The 19,990-nt window shown below is 49.5% G+C and carries 17 protein-coding genes, 1 tRNA gene and 1 pseudogene; 12 read left to right on the top strand and 7 right to left on the bottom strand.

The genetic code is table 11. The features are described 5' to 3' along the window. Positions 1-3 precede the first annotated feature (3 nt). The 3 genes from BM427_RS08025 to BM427_RS08015 all read right to left on the bottom strand — a co-directional run bounded on the left by BM427_RS08025 (position 4) and on the right by BM427_RS08015 (position 1,601). Positions 4-88 (bottom strand) — tRNA-Tyr (locus BM427_RS08025). 163 nt (positions 89-251) lie between these two features. Beyond that, positions 252-1,094, bottom strand: a complete 843-nt coding sequence (gene purU, locus BM427_RS08020) for a formyltetrahydrofolate deformylase (RefSeq protein ID WP_090120618.1) — start codon at positions 1,092-1,094, stop codon at positions 252-254. Positions 1,095-1,142: 48 nt separating this feature from the next. Then, on the bottom strand, positions 1,143-1,601 hold the full coding sequence (locus tag BM427_RS08015) for a YchJ family protein (RefSeq protein WP_090120617.1): 459 nt from the start codon (positions 1,599-1,601) through the stop codon (positions 1,143-1,145). 110 nt (positions 1,602-1,711) lie between these two features. Between BM427_RS08015 and rssA the strand changes: the two genes are divergently transcribed. The 3 genes from rssA (at position 1,712) to galU (ending at position 4,834) form a co-directional block, all read left to right on the top strand. After that, on the top strand, positions 1,712-2,623 hold the full coding sequence (rssA, locus tag BM427_RS08010; protein WP_090120616.1) for a patatin-like phospholipase RssA: 912 nt from the start codon (positions 1,712-1,714) through the stop codon (positions 2,621-2,623). 88 nt (positions 2,624-2,711) lie between these two features. Further along, positions 2,712-3,725, top strand: coding sequence for a two-component system response regulator RssB (rssB, locus tag BM427_RS08005; protein WP_090120614.1), 1,014 nt, complete (start codon positions 2,712-2,714; stop codon positions 3,723-3,725). A 197-nt stretch (positions 3,726-3,922) separates the two neighbouring features. Next, entirely contained in the window at positions 3,923-4,834 is a 912-nt protein-coding gene (gene galU, locus BM427_RS08000) for a UTP--glucose-1-phosphate uridylyltransferase GalU (protein ID WP_090120613.1), read from the top strand. A 276-nt stretch (positions 4,835-5,110) separates the two neighbouring features. Here the strand turns inward: galU and hns are convergent, their stop codons facing one another. Beyond that, positions 5,111-5,524 (bottom strand): histone-like nucleoid-structuring protein H-NS, encoded by a 414-nt coding sequence (gene hns / locus BM427_RS07995; RefSeq protein WP_090120611.1) that lies wholly within the window; start codon positions 5,522-5,524, stop codon positions 5,111-5,113. A 536-nt stretch (positions 5,525-6,060) separates the two neighbouring features. Here hns and tdk point away from each other — a divergent pair. Continuing rightward, on the top strand, positions 6,061-6,690 hold the full coding sequence (tdk, locus tag BM427_RS07990) for a thymidine kinase (RefSeq protein ID WP_090120610.1): 630 nt from the start codon (positions 6,061-6,063) through the stop codon (positions 6,688-6,690). A 119-nt stretch (positions 6,691-6,809) separates the two neighbouring features. Then, positions 6,810-6,964, top strand: a pseudogene (locus BM427_RS26465) (IS4 family transposase); the annotation flags it as partial. Between the two features lie 455 nt (positions 6,965-7,419). Here BM427_RS26465 and adhE read toward each other — a convergent pair. Next, complete coding sequence (gene adhE / locus BM427_RS07980) at positions 7,420-10,107, bottom strand: bifunctional acetaldehyde-CoA/alcohol dehydrogenase (protein WP_090120609.1); 2,688 nt, start codon at positions 10,105-10,107, stop codon at positions 7,420-7,422. Positions 10,108-10,593: 486 nt separating this feature from the next. On the opposite strand from adhE, the gene BM427_RS07975 reads away from it, so the two are divergent. The 6 genes from BM427_RS07975 to oppF all read left to right on the top strand — a co-directional run bounded on the left by BM427_RS07975 (position 10,594) and on the right by oppF (position 17,691). Further along, entirely contained in the window at positions 10,594-11,229 is a 636-nt protein-coding gene (locus tag BM427_RS07975; protein WP_090120607.1) for a YchE family NAAT transporter, read from the top strand. A gap of 825 nt (positions 11,230-12,054) precedes the next feature. Further along, positions 12,055-13,686: an oligopeptide ABC transporter substrate-binding protein OppA gene (gene oppA / locus BM427_RS07970; RefSeq protein ID WP_090120606.1), complete on the top strand. Its 1,632-nt coding sequence runs from the start codon at positions 12,055-12,057 to the stop codon at positions 13,684-13,686. Positions 13,687-13,821: 135 nt separating this feature from the next. Continuing rightward, the gene (gene oppB, locus BM427_RS07965; RefSeq protein ID WP_090120605.1) at positions 13,822-14,742 is read left to right on the top strand and encodes an oligopeptide ABC transporter permease OppB; all 921 of its coding nucleotides are present in this window, start codon (positions 13,822-13,824) and stop codon (positions 14,740-14,742) included. A 14-nt stretch (positions 14,743-14,756) separates the two neighbouring features. Beyond that, positions 14,757-15,665 (top strand): oligopeptide ABC transporter permease OppC, encoded by a 909-nt coding sequence (oppC, locus tag BM427_RS07960; RefSeq protein ID WP_090120603.1) that lies wholly within the window; start codon positions 14,757-14,759, stop codon positions 15,663-15,665. A gap of 11 nt (positions 15,666-15,676) precedes the next feature. Next, entirely contained in the window at positions 15,677-16,690 is a 1,014-nt protein-coding gene (locus BM427_RS07955) for an ABC transporter ATP-binding protein (RefSeq protein ID WP_090120602.1), read from the top strand. Then, positions 16,687-17,691, top strand: coding sequence for a murein tripeptide/oligopeptide ABC transporter ATP-binding protein OppF (gene oppF / locus BM427_RS07950; protein ID WP_090120600.1), 1,005 nt, complete (start codon positions 16,687-16,689; stop codon positions 17,689-17,691). The genes BM427_RS07955 and oppF overlap by 4 nt, the downstream gene beginning before the upstream one ends. A 53-nt stretch (positions 17,692-17,744) precedes the next feature. Here the strand turns inward: oppF and BM427_RS07945 are convergent, their stop codons facing one another. Together BM427_RS07945 and cls are read right to left on the bottom strand one after the other, a co-directional pair. Further along, positions 17,745-18,074, bottom strand: coding sequence for an HI1450 family dsDNA-mimic protein (locus BM427_RS07945; protein ID WP_007371902.1), 330 nt, complete (start codon positions 18,072-18,074; stop codon positions 17,745-17,747). Between the two features lie 31 nt (positions 18,075-18,105). Next, positions 18,106-19,566, bottom strand: a complete 1,461-nt coding sequence (cls, locus tag BM427_RS07940) for a cardiolipin synthase (protein WP_090120599.1) — start codon at positions 19,564-19,566, stop codon at positions 18,106-18,108. Between the two features lie 139 nt (positions 19,567-19,705). Here cls and BM427_RS07935 point away from each other — a divergent pair, with 139 nt between their 5' ends. Then, on the top strand, positions 19,706-19,879 hold the full coding sequence (locus BM427_RS07935; RefSeq protein ID WP_017457170.1) for a YciY family protein: 174 nt from the start codon (positions 19,706-19,708) through the stop codon (positions 19,877-19,879). Positions 19,880-19,990 lie beyond the last annotated feature (111 nt).

Here is a 19,990-nt window from a genome sequence, read left to right as displayed (position 1 = left end):
AGATGGTGGTGGGGGAAGGATTCGAACCTTCGAAGTCGATGACGGCAGATTTACAGTCTGCTCCCTTTGGCCGCTCGGGAACCCCACCACGGGGTAAAGCTAGTTTGGTACTGGCCCGCTTCCATCTCGGGAAGCGCGGCGCATCATATCAAATGACACGCCGCTGTAAAGCGTTGAAATACCAAAACTGAATCGGCTGCCTGCTTTTTGCACGTAATGGCGTAAACTCAGGCAATTCATTTTATTTATGATTAAAGAATAATCGTCCGGTTACCGTATACAAATACGCGTTGCGCCAGCACCTGATACAGCGCACGGCTCAGGACATTTTTCTCGACATCACGACCGGCGCGCATCATATCTTCTGCTGCATAGGTGTGATCCACATGAATGACGTCCTGCATAATGATGGGACCTTCGTCCAGATTGTCGTTCACATAGTGTGCAGTTGCCCCGATGATCTTCACGCCGCGCTCATAAGCCTGATGATAAGGACGGGCACCGATAAAAGCGGGCAGGAATGAGTGGTGAATATTGATGATTTTATTCGGGAAGTGGGAAACAAATTCCGGAGTCAACACACGCATGTATTTCGCCAGCACCACGTAATCGGGTTGGTGGGCTTCAATCGCCTGGACCATCAGTGCATCGTGTGCTTCACGGGTCAGTCCTTCATGGCTTACCAGTTCGAACGGAATATCGAAGCGCTCAACCAGGGAACGCAGCGTATCATGGTTACCAATAACGGCGGCAATCTCCACATCCAACCCACCATAGTTGGCCTTCATTAGCAGATCGCCGAGGCAATGTGCTTCTTTTGTCACCAGAATTACCACGCGGCGACGACCCGCTGGGTTCAGCTCGCGAATGGAGCCTTCCGGTAGCGCGCTATCAAGATCGGCCAACAGCGTTGCATCGTTAAAAATACCTTCCAGTTCGGTACGCATAAAAAAGCGTCCGGTGCGATGATCAACAAATTCATTGTTCTGCACAATGTTCAGTTCGTGCTTGTAACAAATGTTGGTGATTCGCGCGATAAGGCCTTTCTGGTCAGGGCAAATGGTGCGCAAAATTTTACGTTGTAATGAATGCATTGCCGGGTAAATCCTGTTGATAATGTTTGCTATGAGGTGATGCCCGGCTTATTGCCCGCAGCACTTTTTAAATTTTTTACCTGATCCGCAAGGGCAGGGATCGTTACGGCCAAACTGAGGACGCGTACCATCGATATAATACCACTGGCCGCTCTCCTTTAAGAATCGGGAACGTTCGATTATTGCGCCGTTCTTACCCTTTTCCTGAAAGCGTGCCACAAAACTGACATAGCCTTCGTTGTCACTATCGCCATCAGCATGCTCAAATACCGTCAGGCCCAGCCAATGTGTATCGGCAAAACCGGCTTCAATTTGCTGGCGGAATGCATCAGCCTCGCATGAGGGATGCCAGGTTTTGATCAAATAGTCGGTCTGATGGAAAACAAAAGCGGTGTAACGCGAGCGCATCAGGCGTGACGGATCTGGCGCAACCTGCGTACCAGACAGATAAGGCTGACAACATAGGCTATAATCGAGAGCGCTACCGCATGGGCAAGATTGAGACAAAATAGCATTCCAGGAACTATAAAAGCGGCGCGTTTGCGCCAGGGTAGCGATATGTTAACTGAGCCGTAGCGTTGTGGCTACAGTAAGCCGGGGGAAGTAGAACAAGCGTAATGAGAAAGGTAAAAATAGGTCTGGCGCTCGGTTCAGGAGCAGCCCGGGGCTGGTCGCATATTGGTGTAATTAATGCCCTGGAGCGTGCCGGCATTGAGATCGATATTGTGGCTGGGTGTTCCATCGGATCTCTGGTGGGTGCGGCGTATTCCTGCAGACGACTGTCGGCGCTCGAATCGTGGGTGCGCGCCTTTAGCTACTGGGATGTGCTACGGTTGATGGATGTCTCATGGCAGCGCGGTGGTTTGCTCCGTGGGGAACGCGTGTTCAATCAATATCGCCAGATTTTACCGTTTACTGAATTCAGCCAGTGTGAAAAGCGATTTGGCGCAGTAGCGACTAACCTGAGTACCGGACGTGAACTCTGGTTCACCAGTGGCAATCTACACCATGCAGTACGCGCTTCCTGTAGTATGCCTGGCCTTATGTCTCCGGTTGCGCACAATGGCTACTGGCTGGTTGATGGCGCGGTCGTTAACCCGGTTCCCATTTCATTGACCCGTGCGTTAGGTGCGGATGTCGTGATTGCTGTTGATTTACAGCATGATGCGCATTTGATGCAACAGGATCTCATGTCATTAAATCTCACGCAAAACGAAGCAGAAGACGGCACCATCGGAGAGACAGTAGCGTGGCATGTGCGTCTGCGCGCGCGGCTGGGCCGCATTACGCCTAAACGTCCCGTAGCACCAACCGCGATGGAGATCATGAGTACTTCGATCCAGGTGCTGGAGAACCGGCTTAAGCGCAACCGCATGGCAGGCGATCCCCCTGATATATTGCTACAGCCTGTTTGCCCGCAAATATCGACGCTAGACTTTCACCGTGCGGATGCTGCCATTGCAGCCGGTCAGTTGGCGGTTGAAAAGAAAATCGATGAATTGATTCCTCTGGTGCGGACATCAATGTGACTATTTTTACAAGAGTTCAGCAAATTCTGACAGGCGATTCCTGGCTAAGCATGCCACTATTAGTCTATCTTCAGGCAGGGGAGAAAAGATGACGCAGCCGTTAACCGGAAAACAAATAGTGATCGTTGAAGACGAGCCCGTTTTCCGCTCACTGTTGGATTCATGGCTCCTGTCATTAGGCGCGATGACGCTGCTTGCTGCTGATGGCGTGGATGCGCTGGAGTTGATGACGACAAGTAAGCCTGATTTGATGATTTGCGATCTTGCTATGCCGCGGATGAATGGTCTGATGTTGATCGAATCGCTACGTAATCAGGGCAATCAGACACCGGTACTGGTGATCTCCGCAACAGAAAATATGGCTGATATCGCTAAAGCGCTGCGTCTTGGTGTACAGGACGTGGTGCTAAAACCGGTGAAGGATTTCAACCGCCTTAAAGAAACTATCTTTGCCTGCATTTACCCCAACATGTTTAACTCGCGCGTCGAAGAAGAGGAACGTCTGTTCCAGGACTGGGATGCGCTGGTAGGTAATCCGCAGGCTGCTGCCAATCTGTTGCAGGAACTTCAGCCGCCGGTACAGCAAGTGCTTTCCGGGTGCCGGGTAAATTATCGCCAATTAGTTTCCGTGGAAAATCCCGGTCTGGTTCTGGATATTGCGCCTATTTCCTCACAGGATCTCGCTTTTTACTGTCTGGATGTTACCTGTGCGGGGAATAACGGCGTACTGGCTGCGCTATTATTGCGGGCGTTATTTAATGGCCTGTTACAGGAGCAACTGTCGCATCAGCGTCAGCGTTTGCCCGAAATGGGTGCGTTACTTAAACAGGTGAATCAACTTTTGCGCCATGCGAATTTGCCGGGGCAGTTTCCGTTGCTGGTGGGCTATTACCACAGCGAGCTTAAAAACCTGATATTAGTTTCTGCCGGGCTTCATGCATCGTTAAATACTGGCGATCACCACATTCAAATTAGCAACGGTGTTCCGCTTGGCACACTGGGTAATGCTTATCTTAATCAGGTGAGCCAGCGCTGCGATTCCTGGCAATGTCAGGTGTGGGGCGCTGGAGGAAAGCTGCGCTTAATGTTGAGCGCAGAATGAGCGATCGCGTCATCCATTGCAGATACATTTACCCGTCGGATTAAACGGGTGGTACTATCGCCGCAGAATATGCGTATTTGTCCTAATTAGATGTAAGCGCGTCCTTTTCAGACCTGGTTGATGGGTGGGTGCTGATATACTCAGGCGCGAGTTAATTCATGAACATGTTCATAGTTTGAACAGTCCAGGAGATTTCAATGGCTGCAATAAATTCGAAAGTGACTAAAGCAGTAATCCCGGTAGCGGGATTGGGAACCAGGATGTTACCAGCGACCAAGGCGATTCCTAAAGAAATGTTGCCGCTGGTTGATAAGCCATTAATTCAGTATGTCGTTAATGAATGTATCGCTGCAGGTATTACGGAAATCGTTCTGGTCACACATTCATCCAAAAACTCGATTGAAAACCATTTCGATACCAGTTTCGAACTGGAAGCAATGCTGGAAAAACGTGTTAAGCGTCAGTTGCTGGAAGAAGTTCAGTCCATCTGTCCACCGCATGTAACTATTATGCAGGTTCGTCAGGGGCTGGCGAAAGGGCTTGGACACGCGGTGCTGTGCGCACATCCGGTGGTTGGCAATGAGCCTGTTGCGGTAATTCTTCCGGACGTAATTCTGGATGAATTTGAATCCGATCTTTCCCAGGATAACCTGGCTGAAATGATTAAACGTTTTGACGAAACGGGTGCCAGCCAGATTATGGTTGAGCCGGTTGCCGATGTGACAGCCTACGGTGTCGTTGACTGCAAAGGTGCAACATTAAATCCAGGCGACAGTGTGCCGATGGTTGGCGTGGTGGAAAAACCGAAAGCCGACGTTGCACCCTCTAATCTGGCCGTGGTAGGCCGTTATGTGCTGAGCGAACAGATTTGGCCGCTGTTGGCTAAAACGCCTCCGGGAGCGGGCGATGAGATTCAGCTTACCGATGCGATTGATATGCTAATCGAAAAAGAAACGGTTGAAGCTTATCATATGAAAGGCAAAAGCCATGATTGTGGTAATAAGCTGGGATATATGCAGGCGTTCGTAGAATACGGTCTCCGTCACAGTTCTCTGGGCGCAGAATTTAAAACCTGGCTGGAAGATACTGTGGGCATCAGAAAAGCATAATCTTCTAATCGTTGCGCAAATAAGGCGGGAGACAATAGTGCAATCCACTGATTATCTCCGGCCTTTTTTTTATTTTTGTGTTTCCGGATGAAACATCTGTTAACTTCTTCTCATAAGAACAAAGCGCACAAAAAGAATAATGTGATGCTGAGAATTTCAACAAAAGGCAAACGATAAGTATGAGCGGGGATGGTAATACACTATATTTGTGAAGATATTGTGTGTTTCATCAAAAAAAATCCCGCAGGTGGCGGGATTTTTTTGATGCAGGCGAGATTACTCGTTGATCAAGAAATCTTCGAGCTGTTTGCCTTGTTCGTCCATTGCTTTTTTGATAACGGCAGGAGTACGACCTTGACCAGTCCAGGTTTTAGTTTCGCCGTTTTCATCAACGTAGCTATATTTAGCCGGACGTACTGCGCGTTTAGCTTTTGTGCTGGATTTGGCAGCTGAAAGGCTATTCAGCAATTCATTCGGGTCAATACCGTCAGCCATCAGCATGTCACGATATTGCTGCAGTTTACGCGTACGCTCTTCAACTTCAGCTGCGGCGGCACTTTCTTCCTCGCGACGCTCATTTACCACAACTTCTAATTTTTCCAGCATTTCTTCGAGCGTTTCCAGAGTGCATTCTCTTGCCTGCGCACGAAGAGTACGGATGTTGTTCAGAATTTTAAGTGCTTCGCTCATTGTAGTAATCTCAAACTTATATTGGGGTGGTTTGTCGGGCTAATAATAGAGCGTTAATTTGACCAGTGCAATAGCTGAGAATGTAAGGAATTCAAAATACCCATTTATTTCGATGGTTTTTAAATATCGCTAACTTAAATTTAGCTTGAAGAGTCGCACAAAACAGCGCTTATACCAACGACAAACTTCACCGTCATGATCACATATGCTTTCGATTAATCCAGAAAGGGTTATAGGCACAATGGATAAATAACAGCCTCGTGTATTACGACATCAGATGGTTTTTTACTTCTAAGTTATTAATAAGTTTCGATCCATAAGCTCAGAATGCTCTGATTAAAAAGAGTATGTATACGGTCCGGTTTCTAATTGCTGTTTCTTTGGCAGTAACAAACCGTTGCGTAAAGTTGCCTTATATCTATGGGTCCATAACCGGGCTCGATTTACTCAGGATCAGCGCTGGCTCCGGGTTAGCCGGATAAAATATGGTACAATCTCTGTCGGAATAACACACTTTGATCGGGGTTTTGCACGCAATGGCACAGCTTTATTTCTACTATTCAGCAATGAATGCGGGGAAATCTACAGCGTTACTACAGTCTTCGTACAATTATCAGGAACGCGGTATGCGTTCGGTAGTGTACACTGCTGAAATTGACGATCGCTTCGGAGCAGGGAAGGTAAGTTCACGTATTGGATTATCCTCACCCGCACGTTTGTTTAATCAACACACTGCATTATTCGAAGAGATAAAAGCTGAACATGCGCGTAAAGCGGTGCATTGCGTGCTGGTGGACGAGAGCCAGTTTTTAACACGTGAGCAGGTCTATGCATTGTCTGAAGTTGTTGACCAACTTGATATTCCAGTGCTGTGCTATGGGCTGCGTACTGATTTTCGCGGCGAGCTGTTCGTTGGGAGCCAATATTTACTCGCGTGGTCAGATAAACTGGTCGAACTGAAAACCATCTGTTTCTGCGGACGTAAAGCCAGCATGGTACTGCGCCTGGATCAGGCTGGACGGCCCTACAATGAAGGGGAGCAGGTGGTAATAGGCGGTAATGAGCGCTATGTCTCCGTCTGTCGTAAACACTACAAGGAAGCCCTTGCCGAAGGTTCGTTAACAGCGATACTGCAGCGTATACGCGGAACAACATCCGATTGTTAAGTTTCATGTTAGATATAAAAAACCGCCAAAGCGGGTAATGCCGATCATTTAAGGATCGGTTGACCAATACGGCGGCTCATTTAAAAGGGAGCCATTGCATATAATGGCTCCCTTTTTACATGGAATTTTCACACGTCCCCGGCATTATTAATCTTACCGCATCCGATGAAGTTTAGAGATCTGTCTGATCTCTTTCCCCCGACCTTATTCAGCAGGCCTTTACCCTCACGGATACGGTGAGGCTGCGTAAGTTCCCCTTGAATCCATGGTCTGGCGAACGCCCGATATACCATCCGGCAGCAGACAGAGCAGAACGGTATAAATACCCGTGGGAAACATAACGGGGGGGAGGTAAAGCAGTTTCTGTGCGGCGACCGCTGGACGCTGAGAAGTCAATTATCGGAAATGGTCAGAAAGGAAGTGTGTGGATACTGCTGACGTACAACCTGGTGACTGCCTGCCGTGTCAACTGCGCATTATCGGCTCGGTGGCAGAGATACTGCGGCTGTTAATCGGGCTGTCCTGGTCATCACCGGATGTTGTCCCCCTACATCTAATGCACTTCTTTAGCAATACCGCAGCAATGCTGCGATGCTGGCACTACCGCCGGGACAGGAGTGGAAGTATGAAAAAGAAGTGAGGCAAAAAACCGAATACCTTTTAAAAACAATGCCGGTCACCTTAAGTGACCGGCATTAGCCGAAACGGTTTTTTTATCAGCTAAGATAATTAAGCGGTTTTCTTCGCTTTTTTATCTGCTTTTAACGCTGGTGGTACTACTGCTTCAACTTTCGCTGATGCCACATCACCTTCTTTGTACTCGCGACCATAGAACGTATCCAGCAGGATTTGTTTCAATTCAGAGATCAACGGGTAACGCGGGTTTGCGCCGGTGCACTGGTCATCAAATGCATCTTCAGACAGTTTATCCACGTTCGCAAGGAAATCGGCTTCCTGCACACCCGCTTCGCGGATAGATTTCGGAATACCCAGTTCAGCTTTAATGCTTTCCAGCCACACCAGCAGTTTTTCAATTTTCGCTGCGGTACGGTCGCCAGGAGCACTCAGGCCCAGGTGATCGGCGATCTCAGCATAGCGGCGACGCGCCTGCGGGCGATCGTACTGGCTGAAAGCCGTCTGCTTGGTCGGGTTGTCATTTGCGTTGTAGCGGATAACGTTACAGATCAACAGAGCGTTAGCCAGACCGTGTGGAATATGGAACTGTGAGCCCAGTTTGTGCGCCATTGAGTGACACACACCGAGGAAGGCGTTTGCAAACGCGATACCTGCGATGGTCGCTGCACTGTGAACGCGTTCACGCGCTACCGGGTTTTTAGAACCCTCGTTGTAAGACGCTGGCAGGTTTTCTTTCAACAGTTTCAGCGCTTGCAGCGCCTGACCATCAGAGAATTCTGATGCCAGTACAGAAACATAAGCTTCCAGTGCGTGAGTCACCGCGTCCAGACCACCGAAAGCACACAACGATTTCGGCATTTCCATTACGAGGTTGGCATCAACAATCGCCATATCCGGAGTCAGTGCATAATCCGCCAGCGGGTATTTCTGACCTGTTGCATCATCGGTCACCACAGCAAACGGTGTCACTTCAGAACCGGTACCGGAAGTCGTGGTGATAGCGACCATTTTCGCTTTCACGCCCATTTTCGGGAACTTGTAGATACGTTTACGGATGTCCATAAAGCGCAGTGCCAGCTCTTCGAAATGGGTTTCCGGGTGTTCATACATAACCCACATGATTTTCGCGGCGTCCATCGGGGAACCACCACCAAGTGCGATGATAATGTCCGGTTTGAAGGAGTTAGCTAGTTCTGCACCTTTACGCACGATGGTCAGTGTCGGGTCAGCTTCAACTTCGAAGAACACTTCAGTTTCCACACCAGCAGCTTTCAGCACAGAGGTAATCTGGTCTGCGTAGCCATTGTTGAAGAGGAAACGGTCGGTCACGATAAGCGCGCGTTTGTGACCATCAGTAATCACTTCATCCAGCGCGATTGGCAGGGAGCCACGGCGGAAGTAGATAGATTTCGGAAGTTTATGCCACAACATGTTTTCAGCTCGCTTAGCAACGGTTTTCTTGTTGATCAGGTGTTTCGGACCAACGTTTTCGGAGATGGAGTTACCACCCCAGGAACCACAACCCAGAGTCAGGGAAGGCGCGAGTTTAAAGTTATACAGATCACCGATACCACCCTGTGATGCCGGGGTGTTGATCAGGATACGTGCGGTTTTCATCTTCTGACCGAAGAAGGCGACACGATCCGGCTGGTTATCCTGGTCGGTGTACAGGCAGGAGGTATGGCCGATACCACCCATGGCGACCAATTTCTCCGCTTTTTCTACCGCGTCTTCGAAGTCTTTCGCACGGTACATTGCCAGCGTCGGGGAGAGTTTTTCATGTGCAAATGGTTCACTTTCATCAACCACTTTCACTTCACCAATCAGGATCTTGGTCGTGGCAGGAACGGTGAAGCCTGCAAGCTCAGCAATTTTATAGGCTGGCTGACCAACGATAGCGGCGTTCAGTGCGCCATTTTTCAGGATAATGTCCTGAACGGCTTTCAGCTCTTTGCCCTGCAGCATGTAGCCGCCATGGCTGGCGAAACGTTCACGAACGGCGTCATACGCAGAATCGACAACAACGACAGACTGTTCAGATGCGCAAATCACGCCGTTATCGAAGGTTTTGGACATCAATACCGATGCGACGGCACGTTTGATATCGGCTGTTTCGTCGATAACAACTGGTGTATTACCAGCGCCTACACCAATTGCTGGTTTACCGGAACTGTATGCCGCTTTAACCATACCTGGGCCACCGGTAGCCAGAATCAGGTTAATGTCAGGGTGGTGCATCAATGCGTTGGATAATTCCACGGACGGTTGGTCAATCCAGCCGATTAAATCTTTCGGTGCGCCAGCGGCAATCGCAGCTTGCAGAACGATGTCTGCGGCTTTGTTAGTGGCATCTTTAGCGCGAGGATGTGGGGAGAAGATAATTGCGTTACGGGTCTTCAGGCTAATCAGCGATTTGAAGATAGCAGTAGACGTTGGGTTAGTGGTAGGAACGATACCACAGATGATGCCAATAGGTTCCGCGATGGTGATGGTGCCGAAGGTATCATCTTCAGACAGCACACCACAGGTTTTCTCATCTTTATAGGCGTTATAGATATACTCAGAAGCGAAGTGGTTTTTAATCACTTTATCTTCAACGATCCCCATACCGGATTCGGCAACGGCCATTTTCGCGAGGGGGATTCGAGCATCTGCGGCTGCCAGTGCGGCGGCACGGAAGATTTTATCTACTTGCTCTTGAGTAAAGTTGGCATATTCACGCTGGGCTTTCTTCACACGTTCAACGAGTGCGTTAAGTTCAGCGACATTAGTAACAGCCATAATGCTCTCCTGATAATGTTAAACTCTTTTAGTAAACCATCTGTCCGTGGTGAAATTATAGACAGTCCGGTTGAGGGTTGCATAAAGTTCGTAAAAACAGAGATTTAACGCCAACCCAATACTACTGGTTTACTGAAAGAGCCTTAACAAAAAAGTCGCATTTATTGACGATTTTGCTCTCTTTTCGTGGCTTCAAGATTACCTACTTCTGAGTAAGTAATGCGTGATCTGTGTCAAGTTTAAGACAGGCTGACACCTTTCAGCAGGCCATTTTTGGGGGGTTGTATCAAATGTTAATAGCATTTGGCCAGGCGCACCGTAAGATTATCACATTTACAACAAATTAGTAACGCGCTGTATTGCATGATTTTTCTGCAAATCTTAATGGACAGCGGCATGAAAACGCGTATCTTCTGCATGGATTTTTCTGCCACGCCGATATAGTTGATATTAGGGTGACATTACGGAGCTAACGCAGTGCAAACAATGATAGATTTACCTCTTTATTTTAAATTTTTTATTGGCCTTTTTGCGCTGGTAAACCCGGTCGGCATCATTCCGGTTTTTATCAGTATGACCAGTTACCAGATGGCTGGAGCACGAAATAAAACCAACCTTACTGCAAACGTCTCAGTGGCAATTATCCTGTGGATTTCTTTATTTCTTGGTAATGGTATTTTGCAGCTCTTTGGCATCTCGATTGATTCGTTTCGCATTGCTGGCGGTATTCTGGTTGTCACCATTGCCATGTCGATGATCAGCGGCAAACTCGGTGAGGATAAACAGAATAAACAAGAGAAATCAGAAACCGCGATTCGCGAAAGTATCGGCGTGGTACCGCTGGCATTACCTTTGATGGCGGGGCCAGGAGCCATTAGCTCCACGATTGTATGGGGAACGCGCTATCATAGTCTGGTGCATTTAATCGGCTTTACTGTGGCGATTGCGCTGTTTGCTTTCTGTTCGTGGGGATTGTTCCGCATCGCACCATGGTTAGTGCGTTTACTGGGGCAAACGGGCATCAACGTTATCACACGTATTATGGGGTTATTACTGATGGCGTTAGGTATCGAATTTATTGTCGGCGGAATACGATCCTTGTTCCCCGGCTTGCTGAACTGATTCACCTCTGTATTAAGTACGGCTGAGCTTGTTATTTCTTCCTTTACATGACAGTAAATTCAGCCGTTACGAACCTGCCAGGGAAAGTCAAAAATTAGTAAAAGATATGAAGAATGCGCAAAGCGGCGCGAAATATAATAATTTACACTCATCAGAAAATCTGTTCCCAATCAGTAAATTATAAGTAATGCGAATCAATCCTGCGCATATTTCGTGCAATTGAGGCTGTTATTTCTTTCACACCATACTATTGGGCTTGCCGTGACATTATCGAAATGATATTAGTACTTTCAGACTTCCTGTAGATGAATGTGCTAAAAAGTAGTCAATTGTTGATTATTTGTGCAAAATAATGCGGCATCTGCAAAAAAGCATTACATGGTAGTAATGCTATCTTATCTTCTTGATTTAAAGAGATAAAAAACTCAAAAGGAGGCTGTGTATGCAGCGCTTCGTAGTTTATGCTGCGTCGCAAAAGAGAAATGGTTAACAAATTTGCAAATTGTATTGGCGGCAGAGTGAGGCATTTGATATTTTCCGCCCTTATATTTAGCTCCTTATAATTTGCAAGTTAAACAACATAGATGAGAATCGTTTTCATATAACGACTATCGCTACGTTCAGAGCTGCCTCGACAGGGGAGGCAGTTTACCGAATCGACGTAAGATTGCCTTTTGAGCGATCCGTAATAAAAAAAGTCGGTGATAGCAGCAGTAAAAAAGATGTCTGATAGCGCCAAAAAGCTCCTGCGCTCTTCAGGCCCCCACAGGGGATAAACACGCTGACCTCAACGTCAGTAATTATAATGAGTGGAGTATCAACACAATGTCCATCATCACAAAGAAAAGTCTGGTAGCAGCCGGAATTTTGGCTGCGCTAATTACCGGCAACGCGGCAATGGCTGCCGACGTTCCGGCAGGTGTCCAACTGGCGGATAATCAAACGCTGGTCCGTAATAACGGTTCTGAAGTGCAATCTCTTGATCCCCATAAAATTGAAGGTGTTCCTGAATCCAACATCAGCCGCGATCTGTTCGAAGGTTTGCTGATTTCTGATGTTGAAGGCCACCCGACCGCCGGTGTTGCAGAGAAGTGGGAAAACAAAGATTTTAAAGTCTGGACCTTCCATCTGCGCAAAAACGCAAAATGGTCCGACGGTACGCCGGTAACGGCGCATGATTTCGTCTACAGCTGGCAGCGTCTGGCGGATCCGAAAACGGCTTCTCCGTATGCGAGCTACCTGCAATACGGGCATATCGCTAATATCGACGATATTATCGCCGGTAAAAAACCAGTCACCGATCTCGGCGTAAAAGCTATCGATGACAACACGTTTGAAGTGACGCTTAGCGAGCCGGTTCCTTATTTCTACAAACTGCTGGTTCACCCGTCAGTTTCCGCTGTGCCTAAAGCCGCTATTGAGAAATTCGGTGAAAAGTGGACTCAGCCTGCCAATATTGTCACCAACGGTGCTTACAAACTGAAAGATTGGGTGGTCAACGAACGTATCGTTCTTGAACGTAACACCAACTATTGGGATAACGCTAAAACGGTTATCAACCAGGTCACCTATCTGCCGATCTCTTCTGAAGTGACAGACGTTAACCGCTATCGCAGCGGCGAAATCGACATGACTTACAACAATATGCCGATTGAACTGTTCCAGAAGCTGAAAAAAGAGATTCCTAAAGAAGTACATGTCGATCCGTACCTGTGTACTTATTATTACGAAATCAACAACCAAAAAGCGCCATTCACTGACGTTCGAGTTCGTACCGCCCTGAAACTGGCGTTGGATCGCGACATCATCGTCAATAAAGTGAAAAACCAGGGCGATCTGCCAGCATACAGCTATACGCCGCCGTATACCGATGGTGCAAAACTGACAGAACCGGCCTGGTTCAAAATGACCCAGGAACAGCGTAACGCTGAAGCGAAAAAACTGCTTGCCGAAGCGGGTTATACTGCTGACAAACCGCTCTCTTTCAGCCTGCTGTACAACACGTCTGATCTGCATAAAAAACTGGCGATCGCTGTGGCTTCTATCTGGAAGAAAAACCTTGGCGCTAACGTAACGCTGGAAAACCAGGAGTGGAAAACATTCCTCGACACGCGTCATCAGGGTACATTTGATGTGGCACGTGCTGGCTGGTGTGCGGATTACAACGAGCCGACCTCCTTCCTGAATACCATGCTGTCCGACAGCTCTAACAACACTGCACACTATAAGAGTGCGGCGTTTGACAAGCTGATTGGCGACACGCTGAAAGTCACAGACGAAGCGCAACGTACTGAGCTTTACTCCAAAGCTGAACAGCAGTTGGATAAAGACTCGGCGATCGTTCCGGTGTACTACTACGTGAACGCCCGCCTGGTGAAAACCTGGGTTGGCGGCTACACTGGTAAAGACCCGATGGATAATATCTACGTTAAAAACTTATATATTATCAAGCATTAATGGCAATGAGTGGGGCAGGGTGACCTGCCTCACAGTGTCTTATTTTTTACGCAACAGAATACACATCATGCACGGATGGCTGAATTGCCGTCTGGAAGCGAATGTGTAAAAGGCACAGGCCAGAAGGTACGGGCAATGTTGAAATTTATCCTACGTCGCTGTCTTGAAGCGATTCCAACACTTTTCATCCTTATCACGATTTCGTTCTTTATGATGCGCCTTGCGCCGGGTAGTCCTTTTACCGGTGAACGTGCGCTTGCGCCAGAAGTGATGGCGAATATTGAAGCGAAATACCATTTAAACGATCCGATCACTACGCAGTACTTCAGCTATCTGAAACAGTTGGCGCATTTTGATTTCGGACCGTCATTTAAATACAAAGATTACACTGTGAACGATCTGGTTGCGGCCAGTTTCCCGGTTTCAGCGAAATTAGGGGCGGCCGCCTTTATTCTCGCCATTGTTTTTGGTGTTACCGCAGGCGTTGTTGCCGCGTTAAACCAGAACACGAAATGGGACTACACGGTGATGGGGTTGGCAATGACCGGGGTGGTGATCCCGAGTTTTGTTGTCGCACCATTATTAGTGATGATCTTCGCCATTATATTGAAATGGCTGCCCGCCGGTGGCTGGAATGGCGGTGCACTGAAATTCATGATTCTGCCGATGGTTGCGCTCTCTCTGGCCTATATCGCCAGCATCGCGCGTATTACGCGCGGTTCAATGATTGAGGTATTACACTCAAACTTTATTCGTACCGCGCGGGCGAAAGGTCTGCCGATGCGCCGCATTATCTTCCGCCACGCGCTGAAGCCTGCGCTGCTGCCAGTACTCTCTTATATGGGGCCTGCGTTTGTCGGCATTATTACCGGTTCAATGGTCATCGAGACCATTTATGGTCTGCCAGGTATCGGCCAGCTGTTTGTAAACGGTGCGCTGAACCGTGACTATTCATTGGTGCTGAGCCTGACTATTCTTGTCGGGACACTGACTATTATCTTTAATGCGATCGTTGATGTGCTGTATGCCGTTATCGATCCGAAGATCCGTTATTAACGCTGGAGTTCGCCATGATGTTAAGTAAGAAAAACAGCGAGGCGCTGGAAAACTTCAGTGAGAAACTCGAAGTCGAAGGACGTAGCCTTTGGCAGGATGCGCGTCGCCGCTTTATTCATAACCGTGCGGCAGTCGCCAGCCTGGTTGTGCTTTTGTTGATCGCACTGTTTGTGATACTGGCACCAATGCTTTCACAATTCACCTACTTCGATACCGACTGGGGCATGATGTCGAGCCAGCCGGATATGCAGACTGGCCACTATTTTGGTACCGACTCCTCCGGGCGCGATCTGCTGGTGCGTGTGGCGATCGGCGGACGTATCTCGCTGATGGTCGGTATTGCTGCGGCATTGGTGGCAGTCGTGGTCGGTACGCTATATGGATCGCTTTCCGGCTACCTCGGCGGTAAGACCGATTCCGTGATGATGCGTCTGCTGGAAATCCTTAACTCCTTCCCGTTTATGTTCTTCGTTATCCTGCTGGTGACCTTTTTTGGGCAAAATATTCTGCTCATTTTTGTGGCGATCGGCATGGTCTCCTGGCTGGATATGGCGCGTATCGTTCGTGGACAAACCTTAAGCCTGAAGCGTAAGGAGTTTATCGAAGCGGCGCAGGTTGGCGGGGTTTCCACGGCGAATATCGTGGTGCGCCACATCGTACCGAACGTGCTGGGCGTGGTGGTGGTCTACGCGTCGCTGCTGGTGCCGAGCATGATACTGTTTGAGTCCTTCCTCAGCTTCCTTGGGCTGGGTACGCAGGAGCCACTGAGTAGTTGGGGGGCGTTGTTAAGCGATGGCGCCAACTCAATGGAAGTGTCTCCATGGCTACTGCTGTTCCCTGCGGGTTTCCTCGTTGTCACCCTGTTCTGTTTTAACTTTATCGGCGATGGCCTGCGTGATGCCCTCGACCCGAAAGATCGTTAAGGAGTGCTGTCATGAGCATTATTGAAACCTCATTAGCGTCCACGACGCGGCAGCAATCGAACCTTCTGCTGGATGTCAAAGACTTACGAGTCACTTTCCAGACGCCGGATGGCGATGTCACGGCGGTTAACGATCTCAATTTCTCGCTGCGTGCGGGTGAAACACTGGGTATCGTAGGTGAGTCCGGTTCTGGAAAATCGCAGACCGCATTTGCGCTGATGGGGCTGCTGGCGACTAATGGCCGCATTGGTGGTTCTGCGACCTTTAACGGCAAAGAGATCCTCAATTTGCCGGAGCAGGCGTTGAACAAACTGCGCGCCGAGCAGATCTCCATGATTTTCCAGGATCCTATGACCTCGTTGAACCCGTATATGCGGGTTGGCGAGCAGTTAATGGAAGTCCTGATGTTGCACAAAGGCATGGGCAAAGCGGAAGCGTTTGAAGAATCCGTTAAAATGCTTGATGCGGTGAAAATGCCGGAAGCGCGTAAGCGCATGCGCATGTATCCGCATGAGTTCTCCGGTGGTATGCGTCAGCGCGTGATGATCGCGATGGCTCTAATGTGTCGGCCGAAACTGCTGATTGCCGACGAGCCGACCACTGCGCTGGATGTGACCGTGCAGGCGCAGATCATGACCTTGCTGAATGAACTGAAACGTGAATTCAACACGGCGATTATCATGATCACTCATGATCTCGGCGTGGTTGCCGGGATTTGTGACAAAGTGCTGGTGATGTATGCCGGGCGCACCATGGAATATGGCAACGCGCGTGATGTGTTCTATCAGCCATCTCATCCTTACTCCATCGGCTTGTTAAATGCTGTGCCGCGTCTGGATGCGGAAGGTGAAGCGCTGTTGACCATTCCGGGCAACCCGCCGAACTTACTGCGTCTGCCGAAAGGCTGTCCGTTCCAACCGCGTTGCCCGCACGCGATGGAAATCTGTAACAGTGCTCCACCGCTGGAGCAGTTTGCCCCGGGCCGCCTGCGTGCCTGCTTTAAATCGGTGGAGGAGCTGGTATGAACGCGATAACCGAAGAGAGAAAAGTGCTGCTGGAAATCGCCGATCTGAAGGTGCATTTCGATATCAAAGACGGCAAACAGTGGTTCTGGCAACCAGCAAAAACCCTGAAAGCGGTTGATGGCGTCACCCTGCGTCTGTACGAAGGGGAAACCCTCGGTGTGGTAGGCGAGTCCGGCTGCGGTAAATCGACGTTTGCCCGCGCGATTATCGGTCTGGTAAAAGCCACCGACGGTAAAGTCGCCTGGCTAGGTAAAGATCTGCTGGGCATGAAACCGGAAGAGTGGCGCGATGTGCGCAGCGATATCCAGATGATTTTCCAGGATCCACTGGCGTCACTGAACCCGCGTATGACTATCGGGGAAATCATTGCCGAGCCGTTGCGCACCTATCACCCGAAAATGACGCGTCAGGAAGTGCGCGATCGCGTGAAGACGATGATGATGAAGGTCGGTTTGTTGCCGAACCTGATCAACCGTTACCCGCACGAGTTTTCCGGCGGTCAGTGTCAGCGTATTGGTATTGCCCGTGCGCTGATCCTTGAACCTAAGCTGATTATCTGCGACGAGCCTGTATCTGCACTGGATGTGTCGATTCAGGCGCAGGTGGTGAACTTGCTGCAACAACTGCAACGTGAAATGGGGTTGTCACTGATCTTTATCGCCCATGACCTGGCCGTTGTGAAGCACATTTCCGATCGCGTGCTGGTGATGTACCTCGGGCACGCCGTTGAGTTAGGCACGTACGATGAGGTGTATCAGAACCCGCTACACCCTTACACCAAAGCGCTGATGTCGGCCGTGCCGGTTCCCGACCCGGATTTGGAAAGGAATAAAACTATCCAGTTGCTGGAAGGGGATTTACCGTCGCCGATTAACCCACCGTCAGGTTGCGTCTTCCGAACCCGCTGCCCGATTGCCGGGCCGGAATGCGCGCAGACGCGCCCGGTACTGGAGGGCAGTTTCCGCCATGCGGTCTCATGCCTGAAAGTCGACCCGTTATAAGCGATGCATAAAAAAGGGCTGACATTTGTCAGCCCTTTAACTTCCACGGTAGCTTATTCGCGCCACAGAATATGGCAAAGTTTATGATCTTTCTCGCGGCACAGCAAAACGCGCGCGAAGATGTCATTGAGTTCGCCGCCGTCAGTGTCTGCCAGCCCGATCACCACTTCAGCGAAGAAGTCCGGGTTTAAATCGTAATCGACATGCTCCGCCCAATCCTCGCCTGGATCAAACAGCTCTGCGCCACCACGCTCTTCAAATTGCAGGTTGAAAAGAATGATGTCCGCCGGGTCAAGGTTGTCCGCCGCCAGTTCGAGAAAGATGTCATAAGCCTGTTCGAGCGTTTCGTCTTCGGTCAGGCGGTTGTTCAGATCCATTTCCATGATTTACCTCTTCATGTCTGTTGGGCACGTTTTACAGCAACGGACTAAAGAAGTAAAACAGTCGTTCAGCAATCCGGTGCCAGAATGGTCGTTTTACCCACAAGCGCGCATCAAGCAACCGGGAACGGGAGATGTAATCGTCCTGTACCGCTGCCAGATCGCCGCCAAAACCGGCATCATCAATAACCAGCGTGATCTCAAAATTCAGCCACAAACTACGCATATCGAGGTTCACGGTGCCAATAAGGCTCAATTCGCCATCAACCAGTACACTTTTGGTGTGCAACAGACCACCTTCAAACTGATAAATCTTCACCCCGGCTGCCAGCAACTCAGTGAAGAAGGCGCGGCTGGCCCAACCGACCAGCACCGAGTCGTTTTTGCGCGGCAGAATAATGCTAACGTCGACACCGCGCTGCGCTGCTGTGCAAATAGCGTGCAGTAAGTCGTCACTGGGTACGAAATAGGGCGTGGTCATGATCAGATATTCACGTGAGGCGTAGACGGCGGTTAGCAATGCCTGGTGAATCAAATCCTCGGGAAACCCCGGCCCCGAGGCAATCGTGTGAATCGTATGCCCGCTAGCTTCTTCAAACGGCATAATATTGGTGTCAGGCGATGGTGGCAGAATGCGCTTGCCGGTCTCAATTTCCCAGTCGCAGGAGTAGACGATGCCCATCGCCGTGGCTACTGGACCTTCCATACGCGCCATCAAATCGACCCACTGGCCGACACCGGCATCCTGTTTGAAGAAGCGTGGGTCGACCATATTCATACTGCCAGTGTAGGCAATATAGTTATCGATTAGCACAATCTTGCGGTGCTGGCGTAAATCCATGCGACGTAAAAAAACGCGCATCAGATTCACTTTTAGCGCCTCGACCACCTCAATGCCCGCATTGCGCATCATCGCGGCCCAGGGGCTACGGAAGAATGCCACGCTACCCGCAGAGTCGAGTAACAGACGGCAATGCACGCCGCGTCGCGCTGAAGCCATTAGTGATTCCGCCACCTGATCGGCCATTCCGCCGGGTTGCCAGATGTAGAACACCATCTCAATATTGTGTCTGGCGAGCTGAATATCGCGGATCAGCGCCTGCATCACATCATCGCTGGAGGTCAGCAGTTGCAACTGGTTGCCTTTTACGCCAGCGATGCCCTGGCGCCGTTCGCATAATTTAAATAACGATGAAGCAACGCTGCTGTTCTCCTGTGCGAAGATGCGTTTAAAGTTTTTTAAATCGTTGAGCCATTTTGCGGTAGAAGGCCACATGGCGCGCGCGCGTTCGGCTCGGCGTTTACCGAGATGCAGTTCGCCCAGCGAGAGATAGGCGATAATCCCTACCAGTGGCAGAATATAAATAATTAACAGCCAGGCCATCGCCGATGTTACCGCCCGCCGTTTCATTAAAATACGCAGGGTTACACCAGCAATCAGTAGCCAGTAACCTAAGACGATCAGCCAACTCATTAGGGTGTAAAAAGCGGACATAGATAAAAATCCTTTTAAAAACCACATCTCATGAGTTTACGCATCCGCATTCATCTGGCAAATAAAAACGCGGAAAAGCACTGGCCTGGGAAAAACGACGGACTATAATGGCCTCTCTGTTTTGTTCAGAGTTGTAAAAATGAAGCGTAGTCGAACGGAAGTGGGGCGCTGGCGTATGCTTCGGCAGATGAGTCGCCGAAAAGCCCGCTGGCTGGAAGCGCAATCACGCCGCAATATGCGCATCCACGCCATCAGAAAATGCGGTGTAAATCGCCATCGTAATGTGTTGTTGTTCGCCATTTACGATCTTTGATACCCGGGCACCGATAAGGTGCCCGCGGTCGTAAAGAAAAGGTTATACGCTGGATGGATTGCAGCACCGGAATGGTGTTCCTCCTTTTGCCACCCGCCAGGCCATTAGCAA

The organism is Kosakonia arachidis, assembly GCF_900116535.1.
GTDB lineage: Bacteria > Pseudomonadota > Gammaproteobacteria > Enterobacterales > Enterobacteriaceae > Kosakonia > Kosakonia arachidis.
The sequence above is the reverse complement of the archived record's forward strand: the minus strand, read 5'-3'. Positions and strand labels throughout refer to the sequence as shown.

Coding starts and splice junctions, on each gene's coding strand:
- adhE (WP_090120609.1), bottom strand. CDS start 10,107: ATGGCTGTTACTAATGTCGCTGAACTTAACGCACTCGTTGAACGTGTG.
- tdk (WP_090120610.1), top strand. CDS start 6,061: ATGGCACAGCTTTATTTCTACTATTCAGCAATGAATGCGGGGAAATCT.
- oppF (WP_090120600.1), top strand. CDS start 16,687: ATGAACGCGATAACCGAAGAGAGAAAAGTGCTGCTGGAAATCGCCGAT.
- oppB (WP_090120605.1), top strand. CDS start 13,822: ATGTTGAAATTTATCCTACGTCGCTGTCTTGAAGCGATTCCAACACTT.
- galU (WP_090120613.1), top strand. CDS start 3,923: ATGGCTGCAATAAATTCGAAAGTGACTAAAGCAGTAATCCCGGTAGCG.
- hns (WP_090120611.1), bottom strand. CDS start 5,524: ATGAGCGAAGCACTTAAAATTCTGAACAACATCCGTACTCTTCGTGCG.
- rssB (WP_090120614.1), top strand. CDS start 2,712: ATGACGCAGCCGTTAACCGGAAAACAAATAGTGATCGTTGAAGACGAG.
- BM427_RS07955 (WP_090120602.1), top strand. CDS start 15,677: ATGAGCATTATTGAAACCTCATTAGCGTCCACGACGCGGCAGCAATCG.
- purU (WP_090120618.1), bottom strand. CDS start 1,094: ATGCATTCATTACAACGTAAAATTTTGCGCACCATTTGCCCTGACCAG.
- BM427_RS07945 (WP_007371902.1), bottom strand. CDS start 18,074: ATGGAAATGGATCTGAACAACCGCCTGACCGAAGACGAAACGCTCGAA.
- oppC (WP_090120603.1), top strand. CDS start 14,757: ATGATGTTAAGTAAGAAAAACAGCGAGGCGCTGGAAAACTTCAGTGAG.
- rssA (WP_090120616.1), top strand. CDS start 1,712: ATGAGAAAGGTAAAAATAGGTCTGGCGCTCGGTTCAGGAGCAGCCCGG.
- oppA (WP_090120606.1), top strand. CDS start 12,055: ATGTCCATCATCACAAAGAAAAGTCTGGTAGCAGCCGGAATTTTGGCT.
- cls (WP_090120599.1), bottom strand. CDS start 19,566: ATGTCCGCTTTTTACACCCTAATGAGTTGGCTGATCGTCTTAGGTTAC.
- BM427_RS07935 (WP_017457170.1), top strand. CDS start 19,706: ATGAAGCGTAGTCGAACGGAAGTGGGGCGCTGGCGTATGCTTCGGCAG.
- BM427_RS07975 (WP_090120607.1), top strand. CDS start 10,594: ATGATAGATTTACCTCTTTATTTTAAATTTTTTATTGGCCTTTTTGCG.